Raw genomic sequence first — 23,733 nt, 5'->3', positions numbered from 1 at the left:
ATGAAAGTCGAGGAAAGGCGATCGGTCGATCGGCGGGCCGCAGTGCACGCGGCGCTCGGCGACCCGGTGCGCCTGCAGATCATCGACCGCCTCGTGCTCGCCGACCGCTCGCCCGGCGAGCTTCAGCTCGAGCTCGAGGTCTCGTCGAACCTGATGGCCCACCACCTGCGCACGCTCGAGAACGCGGGTCTGCTGAGACGACACCGCTCCGAGGCGGACCGGCGCCGCAGCTACCTGCGTCTCACGCGTGACGGGCTCGACGGCCTGATGCCGGGCACGATGATCTCGGCGCCACGCGTCGTGTTCGTGTGCACCGCGAATTCCGCCCGCTCTCAGCTGGCTGATGCGCTCTGGCACCAGGTGAGCGGTGTTCCCTCGACTTCGGCCGGCACGCATCCGGCCGATCGCATTGCTCGCGAGGCGCTGCGGACGGCGCGCCGGCATCATCTCGAGCTGACGGATGCTGCGCCGCGCGCCCTCGTGTCGGTCGCGCACCCGGGTGATCTCGTCATCACCGTGTGCGACCGCGCTCACGAGGAACTCGGCGACGGTGGCCTGCACTGGTCGGTGCCGGACCCCGTCACCGCAGGAACTCGGGCGGCGTTCGAGGAAGCGTTCGAGCTGCTCGCCGATCGGGTCGAAGATCTGGCGCCGCGGATCGCCGCGGCCTGAGCCGGATGACCCCTCGGGACTCGACGCCGCATCCGTCCCCGACCCGAGACGGGCTCAAGCGACGGTGACCTGCCGGCAGCCGGGATATCAGCCGAGCGGGATGAGCGTGCGCGTGCCGAGCTCGATCGACTGATTCGACGCCGGCGCGCAGCACGAGCCGCCATCGAGATCCCCGGAACCAGCGCACACACCCGAATCAGGCAGCACGAGTTCGTTTCGCGCCGCCGCCTCGTGATCTCCGGCGAGCTCGGCGACGACGCTGCGCACCTGCTCGTACCCGGTCAGCGCGAGGAACGTCGGCGCGCGCCCGTACGACTTCGCGCCGATGACATAGAGGTTCGGCTCGGGTTGCGCGAGTTCAATCGCTCCGGTCGCGCGCACGGTGCCGCACGAGTGGATGTTCGGGTCGATCTCGGCCGCGAGACCGGCGACCGCCTCGAGACTCGGATCGATCGCCGTGCGCACCTCGCGCAAGATCGACAGATCGGGCCGGAAGCCGGTGAGCACGATGACGTGGTCGACGCCGTCGAGCTGCTGACCGTCGTCGCTGATCAGGGACAGGTGCTGCCCCGTCCGGCGCATTTCCGACGTGCGGAAACCCGTGATCTGCGCGACGCGGCCGTCGGCGACGGCTTCCTCAGCGCGGCCCCCGAGCGCCCCGCGCGCCGGAAGTTGATCGTCTGCGCTCGCGAGTCCAGAGGGTGTGCCCCGGCGGATCGCCCACTCGACACGCGTCCCCTCGGCCCGCTGCACGAGGCCGGCCAGGCGGATGACCGCGTGCGCAGCCGAGTGGCCGCTCCCGATCACTACGACATGCTTTCCCGACAGATGAGAGACCGACGGTGGCACCCGATACGAGACAAGGCCGCTCTCGGCCGCCGCGCGCTCGCCGAGGGCGGGAAGCCCGGAGGCGCCCGCCGGGTTCGGCTTGGCCCACGTGCCTGACGCATCGAGCACCGCACGAGCGCGGAACCGCAGCTCGGTGCCAGCCGCGTTGACCCCCTGGATCTCAAACGGCTGACCGCTGCGGCCCGCGTCGACGACCTTGTCGCGGCCGAGGCGCGCGACACCCGTGACGGTGACTCCGGTTCGCACACGCTCACCGAGCGCGGCTCCGAGCAGTGCCAGGTACTGCTTCACCCACTCGCCACCGGTCGGATAGCCCGCGCGCGGAGCCGACCACCCGGTCGAATCCAGCAGCCGACGTGCCGCCTGGTCGATCAGTTCCGGCCACTCGGAGAACAGACGCACGTGGCTCCACTCGGAGATCGCGGCCCCGACCGTCCCTCCCTGCTCAAGGACGAGCGGCTCGATCCCGCGATCCAGCAGGTGGGCTGCGGCGGCGAGGCCCTGGGGGCCGGCTCCGATCACAACGACGGGCAACTGCTCGCTCACGGCATCCTCCATGAATCGACGTTCTTGAATGCGACCACCATCTCGCATGCATCGACAGATGTCAATGCGATGTGACAGACTCATCTCATGGCCACGACGCTGCCGCTCCTCACGACGGACTCGGCTGCCTGCTGCTCCCCGGTGACCGGCGGCGTGCTCGAGCCCCACGAGGCTGAGCGGATCGCGCGCACCTTCAAAGCGCTCGGCGATCCCACCCGGGTGCGACTGCTGTCGCTGATCGCCGCGAGCGACGGGGGCGAGGCGTGCATCTGCGATCTCACCGACCCGGTCGGCCTCTCCCAGCCCACGGTCTCGCACCACATGAAGCTGCTCGCCGATGCCGGCCTGGTCACCAGAGAGCAGCGCGGCAAGTGGGCCTACTACGCCGTCGTCGAGGAAGCACTGACGAACGCGGCTGCGGCTCTGCGCATCGCGTAGCTTTTCCGGCATCCGTCTGATCGTTGGCGCGCTCGTGCCGAGCCGCTTCGCGAGGACCGTGAGCGCCGTGCCGCACGCTCACGCGCGGGAGCGAAGACTCCTCAACCCGGTGCGGATCTCGCTGATCAGGATCTCGGGCTGTTCGAGGGCGGCGAAGTGTCCGCCCTTCTCGGCCTCGCCGTAGTGAATCAGGTCGGTATAGGTGTCTTCGATCCAACTCCGGGGCAGACGCGGGATGTCGCGCGGGAAGACCGTCACCGCGACCGGCAGTGCGAGCTTCGGCCCGGCCATGGTCGCCGACCTGTTCTCCCAGTAGATGCGGGCGGATGACGCGGCGCTGTTCGTGAACCAGTAGAGCGAGATCGCGTCGAGCATGTCATCGATGCTGAGCGCGTCCTCGGCGAGTCCGCGGTTGTCCGTCTTGGACTGGAACTTCTCGTAGATCCAGGCGGCCTGTCCGGCCGGGGAGTCGGCCAGCGCGAATCCGATGGTCTCCGGCTTCGTCCCCTGGAGGTGGTTCGATCCGCCGAGATAGCCGGTGTAGAGGCCGAGGGTGTCGACGGCGTAGCGCTCCTGGGGCGACAGCGCGTCGGGGATCTCTGCGGGGAAGGCGTATTGGGTGTTGAGGTGGATCCCGAGAAGGCCCTCGGGCCGAATGGCTCCGAGCTCAGAGGTGACGACGGCGCCCCAGTCACCGCCTTGAGCGGCCCACTTCTCGTAGCCGAGGCGGTTCATGAGTTCGGCCCATGCACGCGCGATGCGTGAGGCGGTCCAGCCCGCGTCGGTCGGCTTCTGCGAGAAGCCGAATCCGGGCAGCGACGGAACGACGACATCGAACGAGTCCTCGGCAGCTCCTCCGAACGCCACGGGATCGGTGAGCGGCCCGATGAGCTTCATGAACTCGACGATCGAGCCGGGCCAGCCGTGCGTCAGGATCAAGGGCATGGCGCCGGGATGCTTCGACCTGACGTGGATGAAGTGGATGTCGAGTCCGTCGATCTCGGTCAGGAACTGGGGGAGACGGTTGAGTTCTCGCTCGAATCGGCGCCAGTCGTACTCCCGACCCCAATAGTCGACCAGCGATCGGGCGTTCTCGACGCGGACGCCTTGCGACCAATCCGGAACGGTCTCCGGGTCGGGCCAGCGGGTTCTGGCCAGTCGTTGCTTCAGATCCGCGACCTCGGAGTCCGGGATTGCAACGGTGAATGGGCGGATGGACGTTGACGATGCGGGCGTCGATGAGGTCATGACGTTGTTCTCCTGAGTCTGGATTCACGATGACGAGATCCGTTGCACACTGATGTGCAGTGGGTGTCGATCTGCAATCTACGCCGCTGCACACCGATGTGCAATCATGTGGGGATGGAAACCGAATCCGCCCGGGCGCGCGCCATGAATGACACGCGCAATCGCATCCTTGATGTCTCTCTCGAGGTCTTGGGCGAGAACTCGGACGCCAGCATGGGCGAGATCGCTGTCGCGGCCGGCGTGGTCCGCCGCACCGTCTACGGCCATTTCCCCACCCGCACCGAGCTCGTGCACACCCTGACGCAACGGGCGGTGAGCGAGATCGTGGCCATACTCGACGAGGTGAACGCCCCCGGCCGAGCTGCCGAGCGGGTCTGGGTCGATTTCATCGCTCGCCTCTGGCCGCTCATGCATCGGTATCGAGTACTCGTGGCGCTTCGGCGTGGCGAGTACGGCGACGAGATCCACGCTCTGCTGGGACCGGTCGACACGACCCTGGCCGAGCTCGTGCAACGAGGTCAGGACAGCGGGGAATTCGGGGGGCACCTTCGTGCGGACATCCTCAGCCAGATCGCCTACGCCGCGGTGTTCTCCATCGCGGACAGCAATCGGTCCGACCCGACCCTCGATGCTCGTGCGGCAACCATCGCGAGCCTGCTCGTCCTCGGGGTTCCCGAACCGCACGCACGAGCGCTGGTAGCCGGTGAGGCGTGAGGCGTGAGGCGGAGCATCCGGCGCTTTCGGCCCGCTCGGCTCTCTAAGGTGAGTCTGTGAGCGAAGCGCAGTGGTCGTCCAGCGATGAAGCATTCCAGTACGGAGGCCGCCTGCTCACCGATGGCGAGATCACGCTGCGCGCCCTGCGCGAGTCGGACCTCAGCACCCTGGTCGCGTGGTGGAACAGCCCTGAGTGGGCGGGCCTCCAACAGCGGATCGTCAAGCCGAGGCCAGAGGCGCCGATTGAGGAGATGTTGCGGAACTGGAGCGCGAACAAGCCTCTGGGGGACACGGGCTTCTGCATCGTCAGCAACGAAGGCGGCGAATTGCTCGGCCACCTCACTCTCCACGGGGCGTCACTGCCGGAGCGCTGTGCGTCGTTCGCGATCCTCATCGGCCCTGACCACGTCGGGCACGGCATCGGCCCGAAAGCAACGCTGCTCGCGCTGTCCTACGGATTCCGCGAGCTCGGGCTGAACCGCATCGAGCTGCGAGCCTGGGCCTTCAACACTCGCGCGATCCGCGCTTACGAGAAGGCCGGATTCGTCGTCGAGGGGCGCCGCCGTGACGCGGTCTTCCACGACGGCCGCTTCCACGATGAGCTCATCATGAGCGTCCTCGCCCGCGACTACTTCGCCGCGTAGCCAGCTGCCAGTCGCACCCGAATGGGCAGCAGAGCGTGCCGCCTGCTGCCTCGAGAGGCGGCAGAGACTGCTCAGGCGCTACCCGGGGTGACCGCACCGATCGCATCGCCGATGACGGTCGGGTGCCACGGCGCCCCGATGACGATGCGACGCGGGGGCTGAGTGTCGCCGTTGATGCGGTCAAGCAGAACGCGAGCGGCAGCGGTTCCGAGCTCACGTGCGGGCAGGGTGATGAGATGGATGCCGTGCGGCACGAGTCCGACGAAGGGCAGGTCGCCGAATACGGAGATACCGAAGTCGGCCGGCGTGCGGCCCATCTCTGCGAGTGCCTCGAGCACGCCGATCGCCATCAGGTTGTGGCCGACGAAGATGGCGTCGGGTGGCTCTTCCAGGGCCATCAGCTGCTCGAAGGCAGCCTTGCCGCCGTCGAGCTTCGCGCTGCCATGCACGAGATAGTCCGCCGGGTCGAGCTTCATCCCGGCCGCGGACAGCGCCGCGAGCCAGCCGGCTCCGCGGTCGTGGGCGGTCTGAGTTGTGTCAGGGCCGATGATGCACCCGATGCGCTGGTAGCCGTCAGCGAGTAACAGCTCGGCAGCCGCGCGAGCCCCGCCCTCGTTGTCGACGACGACGGAATCGACGTCAGAGTCATCGAGGGAACGGTCGACCGCGACCACGGGCTGGCGCTGCTCGAGGAGCAATCGAACGTCGGACTGCGATCTCGCGGGTGAGATGATGACGCCGGCCAGGTGCTGCGAAAGAGCGACGTCGAGATACGCGCGCTCCTTGGTGGCCTCCTCGTCGCTGTTGCCGAGCATGACCGAGAAGCCGGAGGCCTGCGCTTCGTCCTCGACGCCGCGCGCGAGCGCGGTGAAGAACGGGTTCTCTATGTCGGCCACGATGAGCCCGATGACGTCGGATGTCTGCGTTCGCAACGCCCGCGCGGCTCGGTTCGGGCGGAAGTCGAGCTCGTCTGCGGCGGCTTTGACGAGCGGCACCAGCTCAGGGGAGACCTTGACACCGTTGAAGACCCGGGAGACCGTGCTCGCTGAGACGCCTGCGAGGGCGGCCACCTGATAGATGGTGACGGCGCGGCGGCCGTCAGCGGGTGAAGGCGTCATTCTCAGATGCTATTCGCAGAAGGCAGGAGCTCAACGGCCGGGATCTCGGCATCGACGAGTCTGGCGTCGTCACCCTCGCAGGTGCCCACGCAACACCTCGTGACGGTCCACCCAGAACCCGTTGTCCAAGCCGACGTGGACGTCGACTCCGCCGTTCTCGCCGACCTCGATCCGCCACACTCGTCGGAAGGGGGTGTCGACGCACTGCTGGTGGATTTCGATGGCACGGTCATCGACCGCTCCGCCGCGGCTCGCAGTCGTGACGGTCGTCATCTCCTCATACGGCCATATCGCGGTAGTGCCGGGCGCCCACGTGCGGCGGTGTGCAGGCACGGCTTCGTGGCCGTGGTCGGACTCCGTTGTCAGGATGAGGCCGTCGCCACTTTCGTCTGGGTCCACGCGCACGCTTCGCACGTGGAGCGTGTTGTAGCTGACATCGATCGTGCGGCCGAGGAGGGTGGCGGTCGCCCCGTTCACGGGGTCCCCGAACTCGGGTACGGCGAGCTCTTGCTGCTCGAGGGCGTCATCGAGCTCGATGCGCGCAGAGACGTCTTCGGGGAGGGGGTCCGTGCTGACCCCGGGGAGCAGGTTCTCCCAGAGCGTCTGCGTGATCGCCCGGTTGTCCTCGGTTCCTGCTGTGAGAGCAACGACCATGTCCTGCCGCGGCAGGACGAACCCGAACTGGCCGTAGCGTCCGTCGAAGCGATAGCCGCCGTGGCGAGACCTCCAGATCTGGAAGCCGTACCCCTGGCTCCAGTCGCTGTCGGGGTCGGACCCGTTCGAGACCTGAGCCGCCGTCGCCGACTCGATCCACGACCGGGACAGCAGTTGACGACCTTGCCATGTGCCGCCCTGCAGATAGAGCTGGGCGACCTTGGCGACGTCCTCCGTGGTCAGGCGCAGGCCCGAGGCCCCGTACTGGATTCCGCGGGAATTCGCTTCCCAGGGCGGCGTCTCGATGCCGAGCGGATCAAACAGCCGCGGCGTGAGGAAGTCGCGGGGACTCTGCCCGGTGCGCGACGTGATCAGGGCGGAGAGGACGAAGCTCGCCCCCGAGTTGTACAAGAAGTGCGTCCCCGGCGGGTATTCGAGCGGAACGTCGAAGAACACCTTGACCCAGTCCTCCTCCGGCTGGGCGCGCATGATCTCCATCGTGTCGACGTCGTGCCCCGTCGCCATCGCCAGCAGGTCGCGGACCCGCACTCCCTCCATGTTGCGACGCACGGCGGCGCTCGCATAGCTCGGGAAGAATGACAAGATCGGGTCGTCGACGGACAAGCGTCCCTCGTCGGCCGCGATGCCGACGGCAGTGGCGGTGAGGCTCTTGGATACGGAGAACATCATGTGCGGACGGTCCGGCGCGTAAGGGGTCCACCAGCCTTCGGCCACGACCTTGCCGTGTCGAAGCGCCATGAGGCTGTGCAGGTTGTGACCGCGTTGATTCGCGGCATTGACGAAGGCGAGGATTGCGCCGGAGGCGACTCCCTGGGACTCCGGCGTTGCCCGCTCGAGGGGTTCGTATGGCACGTTCATCCCTTCTCGGCGCCGGCGGCTTGCCCGGCGGCCAGATACTTCTGCGCGAACAGGAAGACCAGCAGGATCGGCAGCACCGAGATCAGTGCGGCCAGCGCGACCCCGCCTGCCTGCAGCTGGATCGCAGTGAGGTTTCCACCGCCCAGCGCCCCCGTTGCGCTGACCAATAGTTGCAGGCCCGTCTGCAGCGTCGCCAGGTGGTCGGAGGTGAGCATGATGAATGGAAGGAAGAACGCGTTCCACGAGCCGACGGCGGCGAAGAATCCGATCATGACGATCGCGGGCCGCGCAAGGGGAATGAAGATCCGCATCAGGATGCCGATCTCGGAGCAGCCATCGAGCCGCGCCGCCTCGAAGATCGAGTCCGGTACTGCGTTCCGGGCAAAGAGATAGATCATGTAGACGCCGAACGGGAAGAACGCCATGGGCAGGATGACGGACCAGGGCGTGTTGACGAGGTGTACCGCAGACATTTCAAGGTACAGCGGCAGGATCAGCGCTGCGGCGGGCACGACCATCATCATCAGGGTCGTGAAGAGGATCACTGTGCTTCCCCTGAATCGGAACTTGGCCAGCGCGTACCCGGCCGGGACGGCAGTCACCAGCGCGACCGCCACGGCGAGCGCGGTGTACCAGACCGAATTCAGCATCCACTGCCAGAAGATGCCGTGGTCATAGCCGAAGAGGTTCGAGGCTGCGACCCCCACCTCGTGGAAGCTCCCGAATGACAGGGGATTGTCGTAGGAGAGCTGATTGACGGACTTCGTGGGAGCGAGAAGCAGCCAGACGATCGGCAGCCCGAAGAAGATGATGGTGAGAGCGAAGAGCAGATTTCGGCCGGCACGCCCGGCGAGCTGATTGAACATCAATCGTCCCCGATCGAGTAGAGCTTCGTGCCCTTGATGACCCCGACCGCCAGGCCGACGCACACAAGGAGAAGCAGGATTGAGAGGGCGGCGGCCTCCCCGTAGTTCGACTGCTGAGCCGCATAGCTGTATGCGAGCTGGTTGATCGACCAGGTCTGACTGATCTGCCCGGGTGCTCCGGTGCCGATCACTGTGGGCTCAACGAAGACTTGGAAGCCTTGCGCCGTCGAGACGATCAGGATGAACGCCACGTAGCCCTTGATGAGCGGCAGCTTGATCCGCCATGCGAGGTCCCAGGCGTTGGCGCCATCGAGTGTCGCTGACTCGATCACATCCCGGGGGATCGCGGTCAACGCGCCGTAGAGCACGACGACCCAGCCGCCGGCGCCGGCCGCGATGCCCATGACCGCGAGCACGATCGGCAGCGTCTGGTCGGAGAGGAATGATCCGCTCTTGTTCGCGAACATCTTCAGGAGGCCCCCGATGGGGCTGACCTGCGGTGAGAACATGAACAGCCACAGAAGTGCTGCCGCCGACCCGGTGATTGCTCCGGGGATATACGAGATGAAGCGGGTCACTGCGCCGAACTTGGTGTGCTTCGCATCGATGACCAGCGCGAGCAGGAAGACGATGACGATGAGGAGCGGGAGCCACAGCAGCAGGTAGAGCAGCACATGAAGCGAGGCGGTAGGCAGGCGGTAGTCCTCGAGAACGGCGATGAAGTTCTTCGTCAGCGAGAACGTGGTCGGACCGATCGCCTGGGTGACCTGGAAGGCCTGGAACAGACCGTAGAGGGCCGGCGCGACACCGAAGAGGATCAGCAGCACCAGGTAGGGCGCGAGAAAACCCCACGCCGGGGTGCGGCGCCGACGGCGCCGCACCCCCTTCTCAGTCGCACCGGAGATGGCGCTGGTGCGTTCGATGGTGGTGGTCATCGTTCGACTACTTCGTGACCGTGTAGCCGGCGGACTTGGCTGCTGCCGCCGCCTGCTGGCCCCACGAGGTGAGCGCTCCGGACATATTCGTCGCGCCGTTCTTGATCACGGTCGCGTTGAACGAGTCGAGCAGCTGCGTCTCGTAGCGGGTGTAGCCCTCGGCAGGGTTGATCTTGGAAGCCGCCGCCTGGAGCACCGCTGTCGGATCGGAGGCGTACCACGTGTTGCTCTTCTCCTCCGCGAGCCAGATCTTGGCGCTCGGGGCATATGCCGGATACGTGGTCTGAGTCTTCGCGATGCTCGGGTCGGTCGTCATCGCGATCGCGAAGTCGACTGCCGCCTTCTGGTTCTTGCTAGTGCGCGAGACAAGCCAGATGCCGCCTCCGACTGCTCCGGACCAGTTGGTGGTTTCGCCGGCCCAGGTCGGCATCGGGGCGGCCGTGTACTTGCCGGCCGCATTGAACGACGTACCCGAGTTCGTGGTCATGGGCTTGAAGGCGAAGTCGCCCGTCCACGACGCGCCGACCATGGCCACGACCTTGCCCTGGGCGATCTGGTCGTCGTACGTCTTGTCGAACAGATCGAGCGTGGACAGCGTGCCGTTGGCCAGCAGCGGACCGATGACGTCTCCGACGCGCGTGCACTTCGGATCGGCGGTGTTGATCTTCACGGACGAAACGCCGGTCGTGTCGAGGACCGGGCAGCCGCTCGAGCCGAAGAAGGCGTCAACTCCATAGCGGCCGTTGATCGTGCCGAGGTTGTAGCCGGGGTGCTCCTTCGCCAGCTTGACGCCGAGTTGCTCGAACTGCGCGAACGTCGTGGGCACCTGGTAACCCCACTGCTGGAAGAGCGGCTTGTTGTACCACAGCACCGTCTGGCCGAGGTCGTTGCCGAGGCAGTAGATCTGGCCGCTGAAGGTGCAGCGGCTGAGCACGCCGGTCGGGAACCCGTCAAGGATGTTCTTCGGCACGACCTTGTTGAGCGGAAGGGCGTAGTTGATCGGGTTCGCGGCGAGGTTGGCGGCCTCATCCGGCGCGCCGATGAACACGACGTCCGGGACCCCGCTGCCTGCCTTCTCGGCGAGCGAGATCTTCTGGGTGTTGACCCCCTGGGTGGCGTCGATGACGTCGACGGTGATCTTTTCGCTCGGGTGGGCCTTGGCGTAGGCCTCCGCCTGGGGCTGGCGGGCAGCGTCGACCCAGATGGTGAGCGGTGCCTTCGGGTCCTGCTTGGTCGCGGTGGATCCCCCTGAACTGCAGCCAGAGACTACGAGGGCCACCGCCGCTCCGATTGTCAAGGCGATGAGTGCCTTGTGCTTGCGCATGCTGTTCTCCTTTGAAACATGGCATTGGTCTCAGCCTCCGCAGAGGACTGAAATGGATTGCTAGAACGCGGTTAGTGGTGTACGTGCAACAGCCAGCAATCGATTTCTCACAAGGTAGGAGTCGATGCGCGTGCTGTCAAGGACGCGGTGCCGGAGGTCGCCCTCCCGCCCCGCGAGACGGGTCAGCGGTTGATGCCAGCCTTGTGGACGAGCAGGTTGGCGTAGGGACGTCGGTCGCCGGTCTGGACGATGAGGGCGGCGTTCGCCGCGAGCTCGTAGAAAGCGTGCCGGTCGACGAGTTCGGCCCCCGCTGCGAGTTCAGCAGGGCACTCATCGAGCAGCTGCTGCTGTACAGCGAGCCGCCCGCTAGGCGCGTGCATGATGCCGATGGGTTCCGCCGGGTCAATGGGGAAGACGGTGAAAATCGAGTGGGCGGCCGAGGGCGCGTCGATTCCGCGCAACGAGATGACGCGGCGGGGCCCGAGTCGCTGGGCTGGAAAATTGGCGTCGGCGATGACGAGGGCGTCGCCGTGCCCCATGTGGTCCAATGCCAGGAGCAGTTCTCCGCTCAGCAGGGGGTCGATCCCGAGAAGCATGTGTTCGTTCTTTCGCTAGGTGACAGGGTCAGATGGTGATGGCGCCGCACAGGTGGACCTGCACGCCGAGCTCGTCGAAAAGGGCTGCTTTGGCCCGCAGTGCGTTGTCGGCCGTAGCCGCATCCGGCGCATAGACGACCTGAATGTGGTTCGCGCGATGGCGCGCCATGAGCTGGTCCCGGCTCACGCCATCGAGCACCGCGTGCATGATCGGCCATTGGGGATCGGTGGCGTCCAGCCGACGCTGGGTCTCTTCAGGCGGCAGCTCGACGACATGTCCTCGCCCGAGGTCGAGGTGCAGCCGGCCGTCCATGATGAACAACCGCGACCAGACGATCTCACCCGGCTTCGAGCAGCCGGCGAGCGTGCCGCCACCGAGCGGGAAGAACATCGGCGGCTGGCGCAGGCTGTAGCTGCGGTGATAGCCGCCGTTGTGGCTCGCGGGAACGGAGCCGGAGATCTCGAACACCCAGACGAATTCGCCGTCGTATTCCTCGCCCCACCGCACATCGTGGAGGGTGGTCGCGGGGTCCAAGCCCATCGCCTTCCAGATGCGATTGGTGGCGAGAGCATCGACCGCGACGCCTTCGTCGACCTCATTGAAATGGGGCAGCGCATCGCCCTCGTAGAGCACTCGTGAGCCGTCTCTGCTGCGCACCGGCGGCCGCTCGACGTTGTTGAGTAGGCCTTCGGCGAGGTCGCTTGCCGGCACGGTGTCCTTGAGGCCTTGCTGGTACTGGATGCCCACGGCGTCGAGCCCGAAGTCGTCGCTGATGCGTAGTGCGGCGATATACATCTTCAATTGCGAGGCGACCTGGTCGGGTGTCAGCTCCAGGTTCGGATCTTCGCCGAATCGAAAGTCAAGGCCCGCCTCGTCGAGCCACGCCTTGGCTGCATCGGCTTCCTCGTCAGTCACCCGATTCATTTCGACGACGAGGGCGCTCTGCGACAAGCGTTCCTTGAAGACGCCGAGCGGGTTCAGCAGCTCGTCGTCGATGATCGCGTTGTACATGCCCATGCAGCCCTCGTCGAACACGCCGACGATGGCTTTCTCCTGCTGGAGCTGCCGCGCGAGTGCGCGGCCGAGCCGGACCTCTTCGGTGCCTTCGTCGAGGGCGCCCAGATCGTGGACATGGCTGACGTCGTGGGAGATGTCGCCGGTGTGCAGCCATTCTCCGAGGCGCTCAAGCGCCCACGCGTCCGTGAAGTCTTTGCTCCACAGGCTGGAATACCCGACGTTCGCCTTGGTCAGGCTTCCCGCGAGGTTCAGCATGCCGACCAGGCCGGGAAAGTCGCCGGCCCAGTTCGCGACGAGCAGGATCGGGCCGGTGTGGGTGCGCAGGCCCGGAAGCACGTGGTGGCTGTATTGCCATACGGCGTCGACGACGACGATCGGTGCGTCGGGAGGAATCGTCGCGAACACGTCGATGCCGCGTCGCTGGCTGTCGATGAAGCCGTGCCCGAGGGTCGGGTCGACGCCGTGAGCCCGCTCCACCGCCCACCCCAATTGGGACACGGCTCGCCCGAAGTCGGCCTCGAGTTTCTGCTGCGTCGGCCAGCACTTGACATTGGCGGACAGGCGCAGGTCGCCGCTCGCGACCGTGTAGAGCGTCTTCGCCGGGGCGGCGGGATGGGTGCGGGGGGAGGGGAATGCGTACGTCAACTCTGGCGATCCTTCTTCTCTGATGCTGCCGTCCGCGTCGACGTCAGCTCATGGCGGCAATAGTACAGAAATCGATTGCTGGCGCAAGCGTCGCCGACGCGGTAGCGTCAAAAAGAGGTTCGAATCACCGCTTCGAGGAAGAAGAGAGATGTCTGCGTCCGGCGTCAAGCAGCCCCAGTACGATCGTTCGTCGACGACCGTGGGGATCGTCCATTTCGGTGTCGGCGGATTCCATCGGGCGCATCAGGCGATGGTGGTCGACACGCTCATGAACGAGGGCAAGGCGCTCGACTGGGCGATCTGCGGAGTCGGCGTTCTGCCTCATGACCGGGCGATGCGTGACGCGCTCGCGGCTCAGGACTGTCTCTACACTCTGGTTCTCAAGCATGAGGACGGCACGCGTGAAGCGCGCACCATCGGCTCTATCAAGGAGTACCTGTTTGCACCCGACGACCCGGATCGCGTCATCGAAAGGATGGCCGACCCAGCCGTGCGAATCGTCTCCCTCACCATCACCGAGGGCGGCTACAACACGAACCAGGTGACGGGGGAGTTCGACGATGGGAACCCCGATGTCGTTGCCGACCTCGCGGACGGCGTCCGCCCACGCACGGTGTTCGGGCTCGTGACCGAGGCCCTTCGCCGCAGGCGGCAGCGGGGGGTTGCGCCCTTCACGATCATGTCTTGCGACAACATTCAGGGCAACGGCGGTGTCGCGGCGCGTGCGTTCACCCGCTTCGCCTCCCTTCGCGACCCGGAACTCGGCGACTGGATCGAACGGAATGTGTCGTTCCCGAACTCGATGGTGGACCGCATCACCCCGGTGACGACCGACGAGGACCGGCAGTCGATCGCGGCAGAATTCAGCGTGACGGATGCATGGCCCGTGGTCGCCGAGCCGTTCTTCCAATGGGTGCTGGAAGATGCGTTCCCGCTCGGCCGGCCGCCATACGAGGAGGCGGGCGTGCAGGTCGTCGGCGATGTCGAGCCGTACGAACTGATGAAGCTGCGCCTGCTTAACGCGGGACATCAGGCCATCGCCTACTTCGGCGTGCTCGCGGGGTACACGTACGCGCACGAGGCGGCGCGCGATCCACTCTTCGTCGGACTTCTGCGACGGTATTGGTCGCAGGAGGCGCGCCCGACGCTGCGGCCTGTGCCCGGCGTCGACCTCGACGAGTACACCGACGAGCTCCTTCAGCGATTCGGTAACGAGTACGTGCGCGACACCCTCGCGCGGTTGGCGACCGACTCGTCGGACCGGATCCCCAAATGGCTTCTGCCCGTCGTCCGCGACCAGCTTGCCGCAGGCGGTGAGGTGGACGCCGCGGCGGCGATCGTGGCGAGCTGGGCGCGCTACGCGGAAGGTGTCGACGAGACGGGGAATCCGATCTCGATCGTCGATCGATACGCCGCCGAGCGGCACGCTGCTGCGCTTGAACAGGCCGCGGATCCGCTCGCGTTCGTGCGCGACGAGAGCCTGTTCGGTTCGTTAGCAGCCGAGTCGGCGTTCACCGAACCGTACCTGCGCACTCTCGCGCTGCTGCAAGCGACGGGGGCACGCGCGGCGCTCAAGGCGCTCGCAGACTGACACGTCCGCGCCGCACTGCCGGATGGCGGTGCGGCGCCAGTGATGGACAAGGCATCGTCGCGCCGGGCCCATAAGGTACGCCGCCGCGCGCCCGGCGCCAAGACCCATGGGCGTTCATGACGACACGCGGCGACGCATTGCGTAAGGCGCGGACACGTGCGGAAACACAGGTGTCGCAGACGACGGCGGCTGCGCAAGATCGAGCCATCGGCCCGGGAATCTGCACTTTCTCGCGGGCCGGCCCCGCAGGCGCAGAGCGCCGCCGCCAAGATCCTCACCCGCAAGGAGCCACGTGTCCTCCCATCGCTTCGGTAAGCGCCGTATCTCGGCGATAGCCCTCGTCCTCGCGCTCGCATCGACGCTGGCCGCGTGCTCGACGAACTCATCGGCCTCGACGACAGCCTCCGCAGGCAAGCCGGTTGCCGGTGGAACCCTCACCTATCTCGAGAACGAGGAGGAGGCCTGCCTCGACCCGGAGATCGGGGGCGACATCCCGCAGGCGATGATCGGTCAGCAGATCACCGACGACCTCGTCTACGAGGGCCCCGGCGGGAAGATCGAGCCCTGGCTGGCCAAGTCCTGGACGGTCTCGCCGAGCGGGCTCCAGTACACCTTCACCCTGCGCGACGACGTGAAGTTCACCGACGGCACGCCGCTGAACGCCGCTGCCGTCAAGGCGAATCTCGACCGCGTGGTGAACCCCAAGACCGGATCGTCGACGGACGGCGGCTACATCGCGCCGTTCTATAAGAACTCGGTCGTCGTCAGCCCGTATGTGCTCCAGGTGAACCTCAAGCAGGCGGACACGTCGCTGCTCGACGTGCTGGCGCAGGGCTACATCGGAATCGAATCCCCGAAGGGGCTCGCGCGCGGGCAAGAGGCCAACTGCAACGACCCGATCGGAACGGGACCGTTCGAGGTCAAGAGCTACACGCCGAATCAGCAAGTCGTGCTGGTCCGCAACCCGAACTACAACTCCGCCCCTCCCGGGTCGGCGCACCAGGGACCGGCCTACCTCAGCAAGATCATCTGGAAGATCGTGCCCGACGACACCGTGCGCTACGAGGCGCTCGCCAAGAACCAGGCCGATGTGATCTATGACCCGCCGGCCCAGGAGTGGAAGGCGATCCAGGCCAGCGGCAACGAGAAGATCTTCACGCACGAACGCCCGGGCAGCCCGACCGGAATCACCTTCAACGTCGACAAGGCGCCGCTCGACGACGTGCGGGTTCGTCAGGCCCTGATCTACGCGTCCGACGAGGCCGCCGACCTGAAGAGCGCATACCTCGACACCTACCCCTTCGTGGGCAGCCCGCTTGTCGAAGGCACGCCGGACTACGACGCGGCGTTGCAGAACGCGTACCCGTACAGCGTTTCCAAGGCGGGCAAGCTGCTCGACGCCGCGGGCTGGACCTCGCGCAACTCGGACGGGTACCGCACGAAGAACGGTCAGGTCCTCAAGGTCGCGATCCCGTATGACTCCGACGCGGGGCAGACGCCGACCGAGGACCTCACCCTGTACCAGGACATTCAGGCGTCCGAGAAGAAGGCGGGCATCGACGTCGTCCTGCAACCCGTGAGCACCACTGCGCTGGACAACCTCTACGAGACGCACGATTATCAGACGCTCGCCGGCAACTACTGGATCACCAATACCCCGGACGTGCTTCGCACCCTGTTCTCGACGCAGGCGCTCAAGTACTACGGCACGAACGGCACCAACTATTCCAACCCGACGCTGGACTCGCTGCTGGCCAAGGGGTTGAGCGATCAGGACGCCACTTCTCGGAACCAGCTGTACACGCAAGCCCAGCAGCTCGTGTCCAAGGCGGCGCTGCAACTCAATCTGTATCCGGCCGAGGAACGGCTCGCCTACGCCTCGGACGTCCACGGAATCACGGCTGACTACGCCGTGGGCCTGCCCGACTTCCACGACGCCTGGATCTCGAAGCAATGACGACCGTCGAACCGCTTGTCGGGGAGGGACCCGTCCTCGGGGAGAGCCCATCGCCGCTGGAGACCGCGCCGGACGAGCGCCTGCGCCGCCGTGGCGCGGTGCGGCGGCTGATCGGCGCAATCGGCAGCAGCGTCTTCGTGCTCTGGGGCGCGGCGACCGTCACGTTCATCGCGATCAATGTCATGCCGGGCGATCCCGCTGTCGCGATGGCGGGCGGAGTGCAGAGTCACCCGAGCCACGCCGTGGTCGCCGCCATCGACGCCCAGTACGGCTTCAACAAGCCCATCTTCGTCCAGTACCTGCTCTATCTCGGGCGTCTCGTCCAAGGGCAGCTCGGGTACTCGTCGACGCAGAAGCAGCAGGTGGTGACCGTCATCGGTCAGAATCTCGGCGCGACGCTGCTTCTGACCGTGTCTGCGCTGGTGCTCGCGTGGCTCCTCGCGATCGCCTCGTCGCTCGTCACGGTGAAGCGCGGGCGAATCGGCTCGGCGGTCGGATCGGCCATTGAGGTCCTGGCCGCCGCGCTGCCGCAGTACTGGCTCGGCATCCTCCTCCTCGAGGTGTTCGCGTTCCGGTTGGGCTGGATTCCCGCGACCGGCGGGACGGGATTCATCGGGCTGATCCTGCCGGGCCTCACGCTCGGCATACCGCTCGCTGGATTCATGTCGCAGGTGACCCGCGAGGAGTTCGAGTCGACCCTCGAGCAGCCCTTCGTCACCTCCGCGCGATCTCGGGGCATGAGCGACTGGGGTGTGCGCATCAAGCACGGGCTTCGCCACGCCGCGCTACCAGGGCTCACGCTCTCCGGCTGGGCGCTCGGCTCTCTCATCAGCGGTGCGGTGATCGTCGAGACGCTCTTCTCTCGGCAGGGCCTCGGCAACATGCTGCTTCAGGCCGTGACCCAGCAGGACATGCCGCTCACCGTCGGAATCACCTTGATCGTGGCTCTCGTCTACGTGGTGGCAAACATTGTCGTCGACGCGCTTTACGTCGTCGCCGACCCGCGATTGAGGACGTCATGACCGAGACAGTAGGCACGCGAGAGGCGTCCGTCGGGAATGCGGGAGCGGTCGAGAGCCGGGTGTCGACGGATGCCGGGAGCGGCGCGCGTCCCTCCGCGGCGCGCAGCGGAAGACGCGTGCGGGTACCCGGGATCGGGGCGATCATCTCGATCCTGTTCCTCCTCTTCCTCGTCGTCGCGGCGTTCTTCCCCGAGGCACTGACTCACTACAAACCGCTCGAGATCGATCCGACGCAAGCGCTGCTGCCCCCGTCGTTCCAGCACCTGTTCGGTACCGATCAGTCGGGGCGCGACGTCTTCACCCGCGTCGTGTACGGCACCAGCGCGTCGCTCTCGATCGGAATCATCGCGACCGCTCTCGGACTGGTGATCGCGACGGCGCTCGGCGTCGCGGCCGGCCTCGGCGGCCGCCTGGCTGACGGCGCCATCGGGCGGTTCCTGGAGATCCTCTTCGCGTTCCCGTCCCTGCTGCTCGCGCTGCTGTTCGTCACGATGTTCGGCGCGAATGTGACAACGCTGGTCATCGCGGTCGGCCTCGGCTCCGCGCCGGGTTATGCGCGGATGATTCGCGGCCAGGTCATCGCCATCAAGAACGCGGCGTATGTCGAGGCGTCCTACGTGCTGGGGCATTCCCGCATCCGCGTGCTGTGGCGAACCATCCTGCCCAATGCAATGCGGCCGCTGATCGTGCTCGGCACGCTCGGCGTCGGCCAGTCGATCGTGTGGGCATCCTCGCTCAGTTTTCTCGGGCTCGGCGCCGCACCGCCCGCGCCCGAGTGGGGCGCCATGCTCGCCGCGGGTCGCGACTTCATCGGGACCGCGTGGTGGACCGAGCTGTTCCCCGGCGCGATCATCGTCGGCATCACTCTCGCGACGACAACGCTGGGGCGCCTCATTCAGCGTCGATTCGAAGGCAGGACCAACTGATGAGCACTGAGCTGTCGTCCGACTCCGCGACGCAGGCCAACGCGCCGGCTCGCGCCGAGTACGCGTTCCAGGTCGAGAACCTGACGGTGGCCTTCGGTCACGGCGCCGACCGCCGCGAGGTCGTGAAGGGTGTCTCCTTCTCCGTCCGGCGCGGCGAGTCGTTCGCCATCGTCGGCGAGTCGGGCTCAGGCAAGAGCGTGACGGCGCGCACGCTGATCGGACTCACCGGGGCCGTCGCCGAGGTGAGCGCGTCACGTCTGGAACTCAACGGCGCCGACACGCGTCGTCTCAGCGACCGGCAGTGGGGCGCGATCCGCGGTCGTGACGTCGGGTTCATCCTCCAGGATGCGCTGGTCTCGCTTGACGCCCTGCGCCCCGTCGGTCGCGAGATCGAGGAGACTCTCAAGCTGCACCGTTTCGGTGACGCCCGGCAACGGCGTGCGCGCGTGCTCGAGGTGCTGGCGCAGGTCGGCGTTCCTGAGCCGGAACTGCGCGCCCGTCAGCTGCCCGGCCAGTTGTCCGGTGGTCTGCGACAGCGTGCGCTCATCGCCTCAGCCATCGCGCTCAACCCCTCCGTCGTCATCGCCGACGAGCCCACGACGGCACTCGATGTGACCGTCCAGTCGCAGATCATCGCATTGCTCGACGAGATGAAGCGGAAGGATGGCGCGCTGCTTGTCATCAGCCACGACCTCGCGGTCGTCAGCCGTCTGGCCGATCGCATCGCGGTGATGAACCAGGGGGTCATCGTCGAACAGGGGCCGACCGCGGAAGTGCTGTCGAACCCGAAGGACCCCTATACCCAGTCGCTCCTCGACGCGGTGCCCTCAGCTCATTCCCGCGGCACGCGCCTGTCGAAGAGACCGCGCCGCGTGGCGGCGCCGGCGACGGTCCGCACTCGTCCGACGCCGTCCCAGACCAATGGCGTGCGCCCGCCGATCATCGCCGCAGAGCATCTCACGAAGCGCTATCGCGGCCCCGACGGCGTAACGCGCACGGTAGTCGACGACGTCTCGTTCGAGCTGCGGCGCGGTGAGACGCTCGGCGTGGTGGGGGAGTCCGGTTCAGGCAAGACGACGGTCGCCCGCCTCGCTCTCGCGATCACGGGCGCCGATGGCGGCCGCGTGCTGATCGACGGCGAACCGTGGTCGGACGTCCCGGAACGGACGCGTCGTCCACGCCGCCGCCTCATCACGACGGTCTACCAGGACCCGCTCAGCTCCTTCGATCCGCGCTGGACCGTCGAGAAGATCCTGCACGACGCCATTCCGGCCGACGGCGCCTACCGCGGTCGCTCCGCGCGCGCGGCGCGTGCTCTGGAACTGCTCCAGCTCGTCGACCTGGGCGCGGAACACCTCGACCGCCGACCGCTGCTCCTTTCCGGCGGGCAGCGTCAGCGCGTCGCCATCGCCCGTGCGCTGGCACCCGAGCCGGATGTGATCGTGTGCGACGAGTCCGTCTCGGCACTCGACGTGTCGATTCAGGCGCAGGTGCTCGACCTGCTCGCGGACCTGCAGGCCGACCTGGGCCTCAGCTACCTCTTCATCTCGCACGACCTTGGCGTGATCCACCATGTCAGCGACCGCATCCTCGTCATGCACGGCGGGCGCGTCGTCGAGCAGGGCGACGCGGACGAGGTGTTCGGCAACCCGCAGCAGGACTACACCAAGCAGCTCCTCAGCGCCATTCCGTCGCTCGAGCGGGCACGGTAAGGGAGTCACCTGCGGCCGCGGAAATCGCGCCGGAAGGAGGAGCGGCTCAGTTGCGGCGCCAGATGGCCAGATTGAGCGCGGTGGCGAAGCCTGTCCAGGCGAGGTAGGGGAGCAGCAGTGCCGCCGCCGGCCGGTCGCGGCGATTGGTCCGTACGATCAGCGCGACGTTGACGGCATCGAGGGCGACGATGGCCGCGAGCGCGGTGGAGGGGGAGCGCGCGGCGAAGAACGCCCAACACCAGCCGGCATTCAGAGCGAGATCGGCGCCGAGGATGGAGGCGTAAGCACCGGGCCGTCCGCCACGGGACTCCGCCTTCAGGGCACGAGCCGCCGCCCAGGCGATCGACGCATAGAGCGGGGTCCACACGATGGGGAACGCCTGCGGCGGCGGCTGCCACGCAGGTTTAGCGAGCGCCCGGTACCAGGCGCTGGTGGGCCTGGTTCCCACTGCGCCTGCAACAGCCGCCGCGGTCGTTGCCGTTGCCGCAACCACACCCCATCGCGCCATGCCCACCATGGTGGCTGGCAGTGATGAAGGTCCGTAAGGGGGTTGCCGAACGGCATCGGAGCTCGACACTGCCGAGCGATCCCCGCGAATCAGGACTGCGGGTGGGCCGGAGCATGATGCTCCGGCCCGATCCTGCTGCGGTCTGCGGTCAACTGGCCGGAGGAGTCAGCACGCCGTCGATGAGGTACACGGTTGCGTTGGCGGTGTGGACCCCGCCGCAGATCACGTTCGCCCCGTCGACCTTGATCGAGTCGCCGGACCCGGTCACCGTGACCGGTGCCCCTTCGACGGTGGTGTGGGTTCCATCGATCTGGTCAGGCGTCAGCTGACCGGACACGACGTGATAGGTGAGGGTCTTCTTGAGGGTGGCGGCGCCGGCCGGCGTCTTCAGCATCGCCATGGTCGAGGCCGGCAGCTTGGCGAACGCCGAGTCCACTGGGGCGAAGACAGTGAATTGGCCGCCGTCGAGGGTGCTGACGAGATTTACCTGCGAGTTGAGCTTGCCCGAGACCGCGCTCACGAGACTAGTGAGCATCGGGTTGTTGGACGCGGCGACTGCGACAGGATCCGTGGACATGCCCACGATCGACCCGGGACCGCTCGGCTCCGACTTCGCGTAGGCGGCGCATCCGCTGCCGACCAGGTCGGCACTGGCGGAACTCATCGCGCTGGAGTTGCTTGGCGTGCTCATCGGCGTGCTCATCGCCGTGCTGCTCGAGGAGGACTTCGATGTGCCAGAGGAGCTGTCGCTTCCGTGGGCGGTGCAGCCCGCGACCCCGGCTGTGACGAGGACGGCGACGCCGATGGTGCTCAGCAGCTGACGCTTGGTGGTTCGCATGAACTTTCTCCTTCGTGAAGGTTCCGGCCGAATGCGGCCGTCACGAAAGCCTTCGGAACCCCGCCGCCGACGGATTGGTCCGTTTTCGGACAGGACGTCGGAACGTGCCCGACCAATCCGGATCGCGGCTCGTCCCGAACCCCCTTACGAACAGCTCGAGCAGCACGGATGTCGCTGCGACGAGTCCGAGAACGATCAGCCCCTCGAAAGGCCCGCGATGTACCTGACGCTCGTGATCATCGGATTCCTCGGAGGCCTCATCACAGGCATCTCACCCTGCATCCTCCCTGTGCTGCCGGTCGTCTTCCTGTCGGGTGGCGCGCAGAGCGCCCGAGGCGACGAGCTCGGTCGGCCCACTTCCCGCTCGCGTCCCTACCTTGTGATCGCCGGCATCGTGATCAGCTTCAGTGCGTTCACCCTCGCCGGCTCATTCGTGCTCTCTCTCCTTCATCTGCCGCAAGACGTCTTGGAGTACGCCGGGATCGCGGTTCTCATGCTCATCGGCGTCGGGCTCATCGTTCCGCGCTTCGAGGCGATCCTGGAGAAGCCGTTCTCGAAGATCCCGCAGCGCAGTGTCGGAACCGACCATGGCGGCTTCGTCCTCGGCATCGCACTCGGTGCGGTCTACGTGCCGTGCGCGGGTCCTGTGCTCGCCGCCATCACAGTCGCGGGGTCCACGGGACGCATCGGCATTCAGACCGTGGTGCTCACGGCATCGTTCGCCGTCGGCGCGGGGATTCCGCTGCTGGTGTTCGCCTTGGCGGGCCGTGGCGTGGCCGAAAGGATTCGTGCCTTCCGGAAACATCAGCGCGGCATCCGTCTCACCGGGGGAGTCGTGATGGTCGCGCTCGCCATCGGCATCGCGTTCGGCCTCCCCGCCTACCTGCAGCGACTCGTACCCGACTACACCAACGCCCTGCAGAGCCGCTTCTCCTCCTCCGCCCAGGTGACGCATGCTCTCGACCTCGGCGGCCTCGTGAACGCGCAGAACAAGGACCTGTCGAAGTGCACGAACGATGCGACGAAGCTCGAGAGCTGCGGCACCGCACCGCAGATCGTCGGGATTCAGCAATGGCTCAACACGCCAGGCAACGAGCCGATCGCGCTGACTCAGGAAAAGGGCAAGGTCGTGCTGGTCGACTTCTGGGCGTACTCGTGCATCAACTGCCAGCGCGCGATACCTCACGTGGTCGCGTGGAACCGACTCTACGCAAAGGACGGCCTCGAGATCATCGGCGTCCACTCGCCCGAGTACTCGTTCGAGAAAGTGCCCGGAAACGTCGAGGCCGGTGCGAAGTCTCTCGGGATCACGTATCCCGTGGCGATCGACAACGACCTCGCGACCTGGACGAACTATCGCAATCAGTACTGGCCCGCCGAGTATCTGATCGATGCGTCGGGCACGGTCCGGCACGTTCAGTTCGGGGAGGGGGACTACTCGCAGACCGAGTCCATGATCCGGCAACTCCTCACCCAGGCGAATCCTGGCGTCAAGCTGCCAGCGCCATCTGATCTTCGGGACACCACTCCGAAATCCGGCTCGACCACGCAGGAGACGTTCTTCGGCACGAGCAAGGTCGTCGACTACGGCGGCCCTCAGAAATACTCGCCCCTCACCAGCAGCTTCTCGCTTCCAGCCGATCAGGCGGAGAACACCTTCGCCCTCGACGGGAAGTGGGCGCTGGAGGCGCAGGACGCACGCCCGACCGCCCCGGGCGCCATGGTGAGGCTGAAATACCACGCGACGCGGGTCGAGATGGTGCTCGGCGGGTCGGGGACCGTCGACTATGTCGATCCACAGTCCGGCCACAAGAAGTCGATCACCGTGAGCGGCACGCCCCGGGCTTACCTGCTCACCACCTCCGCGACAACCGACCCGCGAACCCTCAGCGTCGCCGTGGGGCCTGGAGTCGACGCCTACTCGTTCACCTTCGGATGATCGATGATCGACGTGGCATTGGCGGCGGCAGCGCAAGCCCTGATCGATGCGCGCGGCCCGCGAATAAGGTGGGGCTCAGACCGGGTGCGCACCA

Annotated in this window: 21 protein-coding genes; 10 read left to right on the top strand and 11 right to left on the bottom strand. The window is 66.6% G+C overall.

What is annotated here, in order from left to right; all coding sequences use genetic code 11:
• Entirely contained in the window at positions 1-672 is a 672-nt protein-coding gene (locus ACFOYW_RS16330) for an arsenate reductase/protein-tyrosine-phosphatase family protein (RefSeq protein ID WP_390231320.1), read from the top strand.
• A gap of 87 nt (positions 673-759) precedes the next feature.
• On the opposite strand, the gene ACFOYW_RS16325 is transcribed toward ACFOYW_RS16330, so the two are convergent.
• On the bottom strand, positions 760-2,079 hold the full coding sequence (locus ACFOYW_RS16325) for an NAD(P)-binding domain-containing protein (protein WP_390231317.1): 1,320 nt from the start codon (positions 2,077-2,079) through the stop codon (positions 760-762).
• 75 nt (positions 2,080-2,154) lie between these two features.
• Here ACFOYW_RS16325 and ACFOYW_RS16320 point away from each other — a divergent pair, with 75 nt between their 5' ends.
• Positions 2,155-2,505, top strand: coding sequence for an ArsR/SmtB family transcription factor (locus tag ACFOYW_RS16320; RefSeq protein ID WP_390231314.1), 351 nt, complete (start codon positions 2,155-2,157; stop codon positions 2,503-2,505).
• A gap of 78 nt (positions 2,506-2,583) precedes the next feature.
• Here the strand turns inward: ACFOYW_RS16320 and ACFOYW_RS16315 are convergent, their stop codons facing one another.
• Entirely contained in the window at positions 2,584-3,753 is a 1,170-nt protein-coding gene (locus ACFOYW_RS16315; RefSeq protein WP_390231311.1) for an epoxide hydrolase family protein, read from the bottom strand.
• A gap of 114 nt (positions 3,754-3,867) precedes the next feature.
• Between ACFOYW_RS16315 and ACFOYW_RS16310 the strand changes: the two genes are divergently transcribed.
• Positions 3,868-4,467 carry a TetR/AcrR family transcriptional regulator gene (locus tag ACFOYW_RS16310; RefSeq protein WP_390231308.1) on the top strand — a complete coding sequence of 200 codons (600 nt, stop codon included), beginning with the start codon at positions 3,868-3,870 and terminating at the stop codon, positions 4,465-4,467.
• Between the two features lie 56 nt (positions 4,468-4,523).
• On the top strand, positions 4,524-5,111 hold the full coding sequence (locus ACFOYW_RS16305) for a GNAT family N-acetyltransferase (RefSeq protein ID WP_390231305.1): 588 nt from the start codon (positions 4,524-4,526) through the stop codon (positions 5,109-5,111).
• 71 nt (positions 5,112-5,182) lie between these two features.
• On the opposite strand, the gene ACFOYW_RS16300 is transcribed toward ACFOYW_RS16305, so the two are convergent.
• The 7 genes from ACFOYW_RS16300 to ACFOYW_RS16270 all read right to left on the bottom strand — a co-directional run bounded on the left by ACFOYW_RS16300 (position 5,183) and on the right by ACFOYW_RS16270 (position 13,146).
• The gene (locus ACFOYW_RS16300; protein WP_390231302.1) at positions 5,183-6,229 is read right to left on the bottom strand and encodes a LacI family DNA-binding transcriptional regulator; all 1,047 of its coding nucleotides are present in this window, start codon (positions 6,227-6,229) and stop codon (positions 5,183-5,185) included.
• A 69-nt stretch (positions 6,230-6,298) separates the two neighbouring features.
• Positions 6,299-7,756 (bottom strand): serine hydrolase domain-containing protein, encoded by a 1,458-nt coding sequence (locus tag ACFOYW_RS16295; RefSeq protein ID WP_390231299.1) that lies wholly within the window; start codon positions 7,754-7,756, stop codon positions 6,299-6,301.
• 2 nt (positions 7,757-7,758) lie between these two features.
• Positions 7,759-8,628, bottom strand: coding sequence for a carbohydrate ABC transporter permease (locus ACFOYW_RS16290; protein ID WP_390231296.1), 870 nt, complete (start codon positions 8,626-8,628; stop codon positions 7,759-7,761).
• Entirely contained in the window at positions 8,628-9,563 is a 936-nt protein-coding gene (locus tag ACFOYW_RS16285; RefSeq protein WP_390231293.1) for a carbohydrate ABC transporter permease, read from the bottom strand. Before ACFOYW_RS16285 ends, ACFOYW_RS16290 begins: the two co-directional genes overlap by 1 nt.
• A gap of 7 nt (positions 9,564-9,570) precedes the next feature.
• Complete coding sequence (locus tag ACFOYW_RS16280; RefSeq protein WP_390231290.1) at positions 9,571-10,887, bottom strand: ABC transporter substrate-binding protein; 1,317 nt, start codon at positions 10,885-10,887, stop codon at positions 9,571-9,573.
• Positions 10,888-11,069: 182 nt separating this feature from the next.
• The gene (locus ACFOYW_RS16275) at positions 11,070-11,483 is read right to left on the bottom strand and encodes an RbsD/FucU domain-containing protein (RefSeq protein ID WP_390231287.1); all 414 of its coding nucleotides are present in this window, start codon (positions 11,481-11,483) and stop codon (positions 11,070-11,072) included.
• Positions 11,484-11,511: 28 nt separating this feature from the next.
• Positions 11,512-13,146 (bottom strand): fucose isomerase, encoded by a 1,635-nt coding sequence (locus tag ACFOYW_RS16270; protein ID WP_390231284.1) that lies wholly within the window; start codon positions 13,144-13,146, stop codon positions 11,512-11,514.
• Positions 13,147-13,294: 148 nt separating this feature from the next.
• On the opposite strand from ACFOYW_RS16270, the gene ACFOYW_RS16265 reads away from it, so the two are divergent.
• The 5 genes from ACFOYW_RS16265 (at position 13,295) to ACFOYW_RS16245 (ending at position 20,354) form a co-directional block, all read left to right on the top strand.
• Positions 13,295-14,737: a mannitol dehydrogenase family protein gene (locus ACFOYW_RS16265; protein ID WP_390231281.1), complete on the top strand. Its 1,443-nt coding sequence runs from the start codon at positions 13,295-13,297 to the stop codon at positions 14,735-14,737.
• Between the two features lie 292 nt (positions 14,738-15,029).
• Positions 15,030-16,694, top strand: coding sequence for an ABC transporter substrate-binding protein (locus ACFOYW_RS16260; RefSeq protein ID WP_390231278.1), 1,665 nt, complete (start codon positions 15,030-15,032; stop codon positions 16,692-16,694).
• The gene (locus ACFOYW_RS16255) at positions 16,691-17,716 is read left to right on the top strand and encodes an ABC transporter permease (protein ID WP_390231275.1); all 1,026 of its coding nucleotides are present in this window, start codon (positions 16,691-16,693) and stop codon (positions 17,714-17,716) included. Before ACFOYW_RS16260 ends, ACFOYW_RS16255 begins: the two co-directional genes overlap by 4 nt.
• The gene (locus ACFOYW_RS16250) at positions 17,713-18,642 is read left to right on the top strand and encodes an ABC transporter permease (protein ID WP_390231272.1); all 930 of its coding nucleotides are present in this window, start codon (positions 17,713-17,715) and stop codon (positions 18,640-18,642) included. The genes ACFOYW_RS16255 and ACFOYW_RS16250 overlap by 4 nt, the downstream gene beginning before the upstream one ends.
• Positions 18,642-20,354 carry a dipeptide ABC transporter ATP-binding protein gene (locus ACFOYW_RS16245; protein WP_390231269.1) on the top strand — a complete coding sequence of 571 codons (1,713 nt, stop codon included), beginning with the start codon at positions 18,642-18,644 and terminating at the stop codon, positions 20,352-20,354. Before ACFOYW_RS16250 ends, ACFOYW_RS16245 begins: the two co-directional genes overlap by 1 nt.
• A 46-nt stretch (positions 20,355-20,400) precedes the next feature.
• Here ACFOYW_RS16245 and ACFOYW_RS16240 read toward each other — a convergent pair whose 3' ends face one another.
• Both ACFOYW_RS16240 and ACFOYW_RS16235 read right to left on the bottom strand, forming a co-directional pair.
• The gene (locus ACFOYW_RS16240) at positions 20,401-20,862 is read right to left on the bottom strand and encodes a TspO/MBR family protein (RefSeq protein WP_390231266.1); all 462 of its coding nucleotides are present in this window, start codon (positions 20,860-20,862) and stop codon (positions 20,401-20,403) included.
• A 148-nt stretch (positions 20,863-21,010) separates the two neighbouring features.
• Positions 21,011-21,700, bottom strand: a complete 690-nt coding sequence (locus ACFOYW_RS16235; RefSeq protein ID WP_390231263.1) for a fasciclin domain-containing protein — start codon at positions 21,698-21,700, stop codon at positions 21,011-21,013.
• 217 nt (positions 21,701-21,917) lie between these two features.
• On the opposite strand from ACFOYW_RS16235, the gene ACFOYW_RS16230 reads away from it, so the two are divergent.
• Positions 21,918-23,639, top strand: coding sequence for a cytochrome c biogenesis protein DipZ (locus ACFOYW_RS16230; RefSeq protein WP_390231259.1), 1,722 nt, complete (start codon positions 21,918-21,920; stop codon positions 23,637-23,639).
• Positions 23,640-23,733: the final 94 nt, after the last annotated feature.

This window comes from Gryllotalpicola reticulitermitis (genome assembly GCF_042651345.1).
In the GTDB taxonomy this organism is placed as follows: Bacteria; Actinomycetota; Actinomycetes; order Actinomycetales; family Microbacteriaceae; genus Gryllotalpicola; species Gryllotalpicola reticulitermitis.
This window is presented reverse-complemented; position numbering and strand designations above follow the sequence as displayed.

Excerpts from the sequence above, each read along its gene's own strand:
- ACFOYW_RS16240 (WP_390231266.1), bottom strand. The coding sequence starts at position 20,862 with ATGGCGCGATGGGGTGTGGTTGCGGCAACGGCAACGACCGCGGCGGCT.
- ACFOYW_RS16285 (WP_390231293.1), bottom strand. The coding sequence starts at position 9,563 with ATGACCACCACCATCGAACGCACCAGCGCCATCTCCGGTGCGACTGAG.
- ACFOYW_RS16250 (WP_390231272.1), top strand. The coding sequence starts at position 17,713 with ATGACCGAGACAGTAGGCACGCGAGAGGCGTCCGTCGGGAATGCGGGA.
- ACFOYW_RS16300 (WP_390231302.1), bottom strand. The coding sequence starts at position 6,229 with ATGACGCCTTCACCCGCTGACGGCCGCCGCGCCGTCACCATCTATCAG.
- ACFOYW_RS16255 (WP_390231275.1), top strand. The coding sequence starts at position 16,691 with ATGACGACCGTCGAACCGCTTGTCGGGGAGGGACCCGTCCTCGGGGAG.
- ACFOYW_RS16290 (WP_390231296.1), bottom strand. The coding sequence starts at position 8,628 with ATGTTCAATCAGCTCGCCGGGCGTGCCGGCCGAAATCTGCTCTTCGCT.
- ACFOYW_RS16280 (WP_390231290.1), bottom strand. The coding sequence starts at position 10,887 with ATGCGCAAGCACAAGGCACTCATCGCCTTGACAATCGGAGCGGCGGTG.
- ACFOYW_RS16310 (WP_390231308.1), top strand. The coding sequence starts at position 3,868 with ATGGAAACCGAATCCGCCCGGGCGCGCGCCATGAATGACACGCGCAAT.
- ACFOYW_RS16325 (WP_390231317.1), bottom strand. The coding sequence starts at position 2,079 with ATGGAGGATGCCGTGAGCGAGCAGTTGCCCGTCGTTGTGATCGGAGCC.
- ACFOYW_RS16235 (WP_390231263.1), bottom strand. The coding sequence starts at position 21,700 with ATGCGAACCACCAAGCGTCAGCTGCTGAGCACCATCGGCGTCGCCGTC.
- ACFOYW_RS16265 (WP_390231281.1), top strand. The coding sequence starts at position 13,295 with ATGTCTGCGTCCGGCGTCAAGCAGCCCCAGTACGATCGTTCGTCGACG.
- ACFOYW_RS16315 (WP_390231311.1), bottom strand. The coding sequence starts at position 3,753 with ATGACCTCATCGACGCCCGCATCGTCAACGTCCATCCGCCCATTCACC.
- ACFOYW_RS16320 (WP_390231314.1), top strand. The coding sequence starts at position 2,155 with ATGGCCACGACGCTGCCGCTCCTCACGACGGACTCGGCTGCCTGCTGC.
- ACFOYW_RS16275 (WP_390231287.1), bottom strand. The coding sequence starts at position 11,483 with ATGCTTCTCGGGATCGACCCCCTGCTGAGCGGAGAACTGCTCCTGGCA.
- ACFOYW_RS16245 (WP_390231269.1), top strand. The coding sequence starts at position 18,642 with ATGAGCACTGAGCTGTCGTCCGACTCCGCGACGCAGGCCAACGCGCCG.
- ACFOYW_RS16230 (WP_390231259.1), top strand. The coding sequence starts at position 21,918 with ATGTACCTGACGCTCGTGATCATCGGATTCCTCGGAGGCCTCATCACA.
- ACFOYW_RS16330 (WP_390231320.1), top strand. The coding sequence starts at position 1 with ATGAAAGTCGAGGAAAGGCGATCGGTCGATCGGCGGGCCGCAGTGCAC.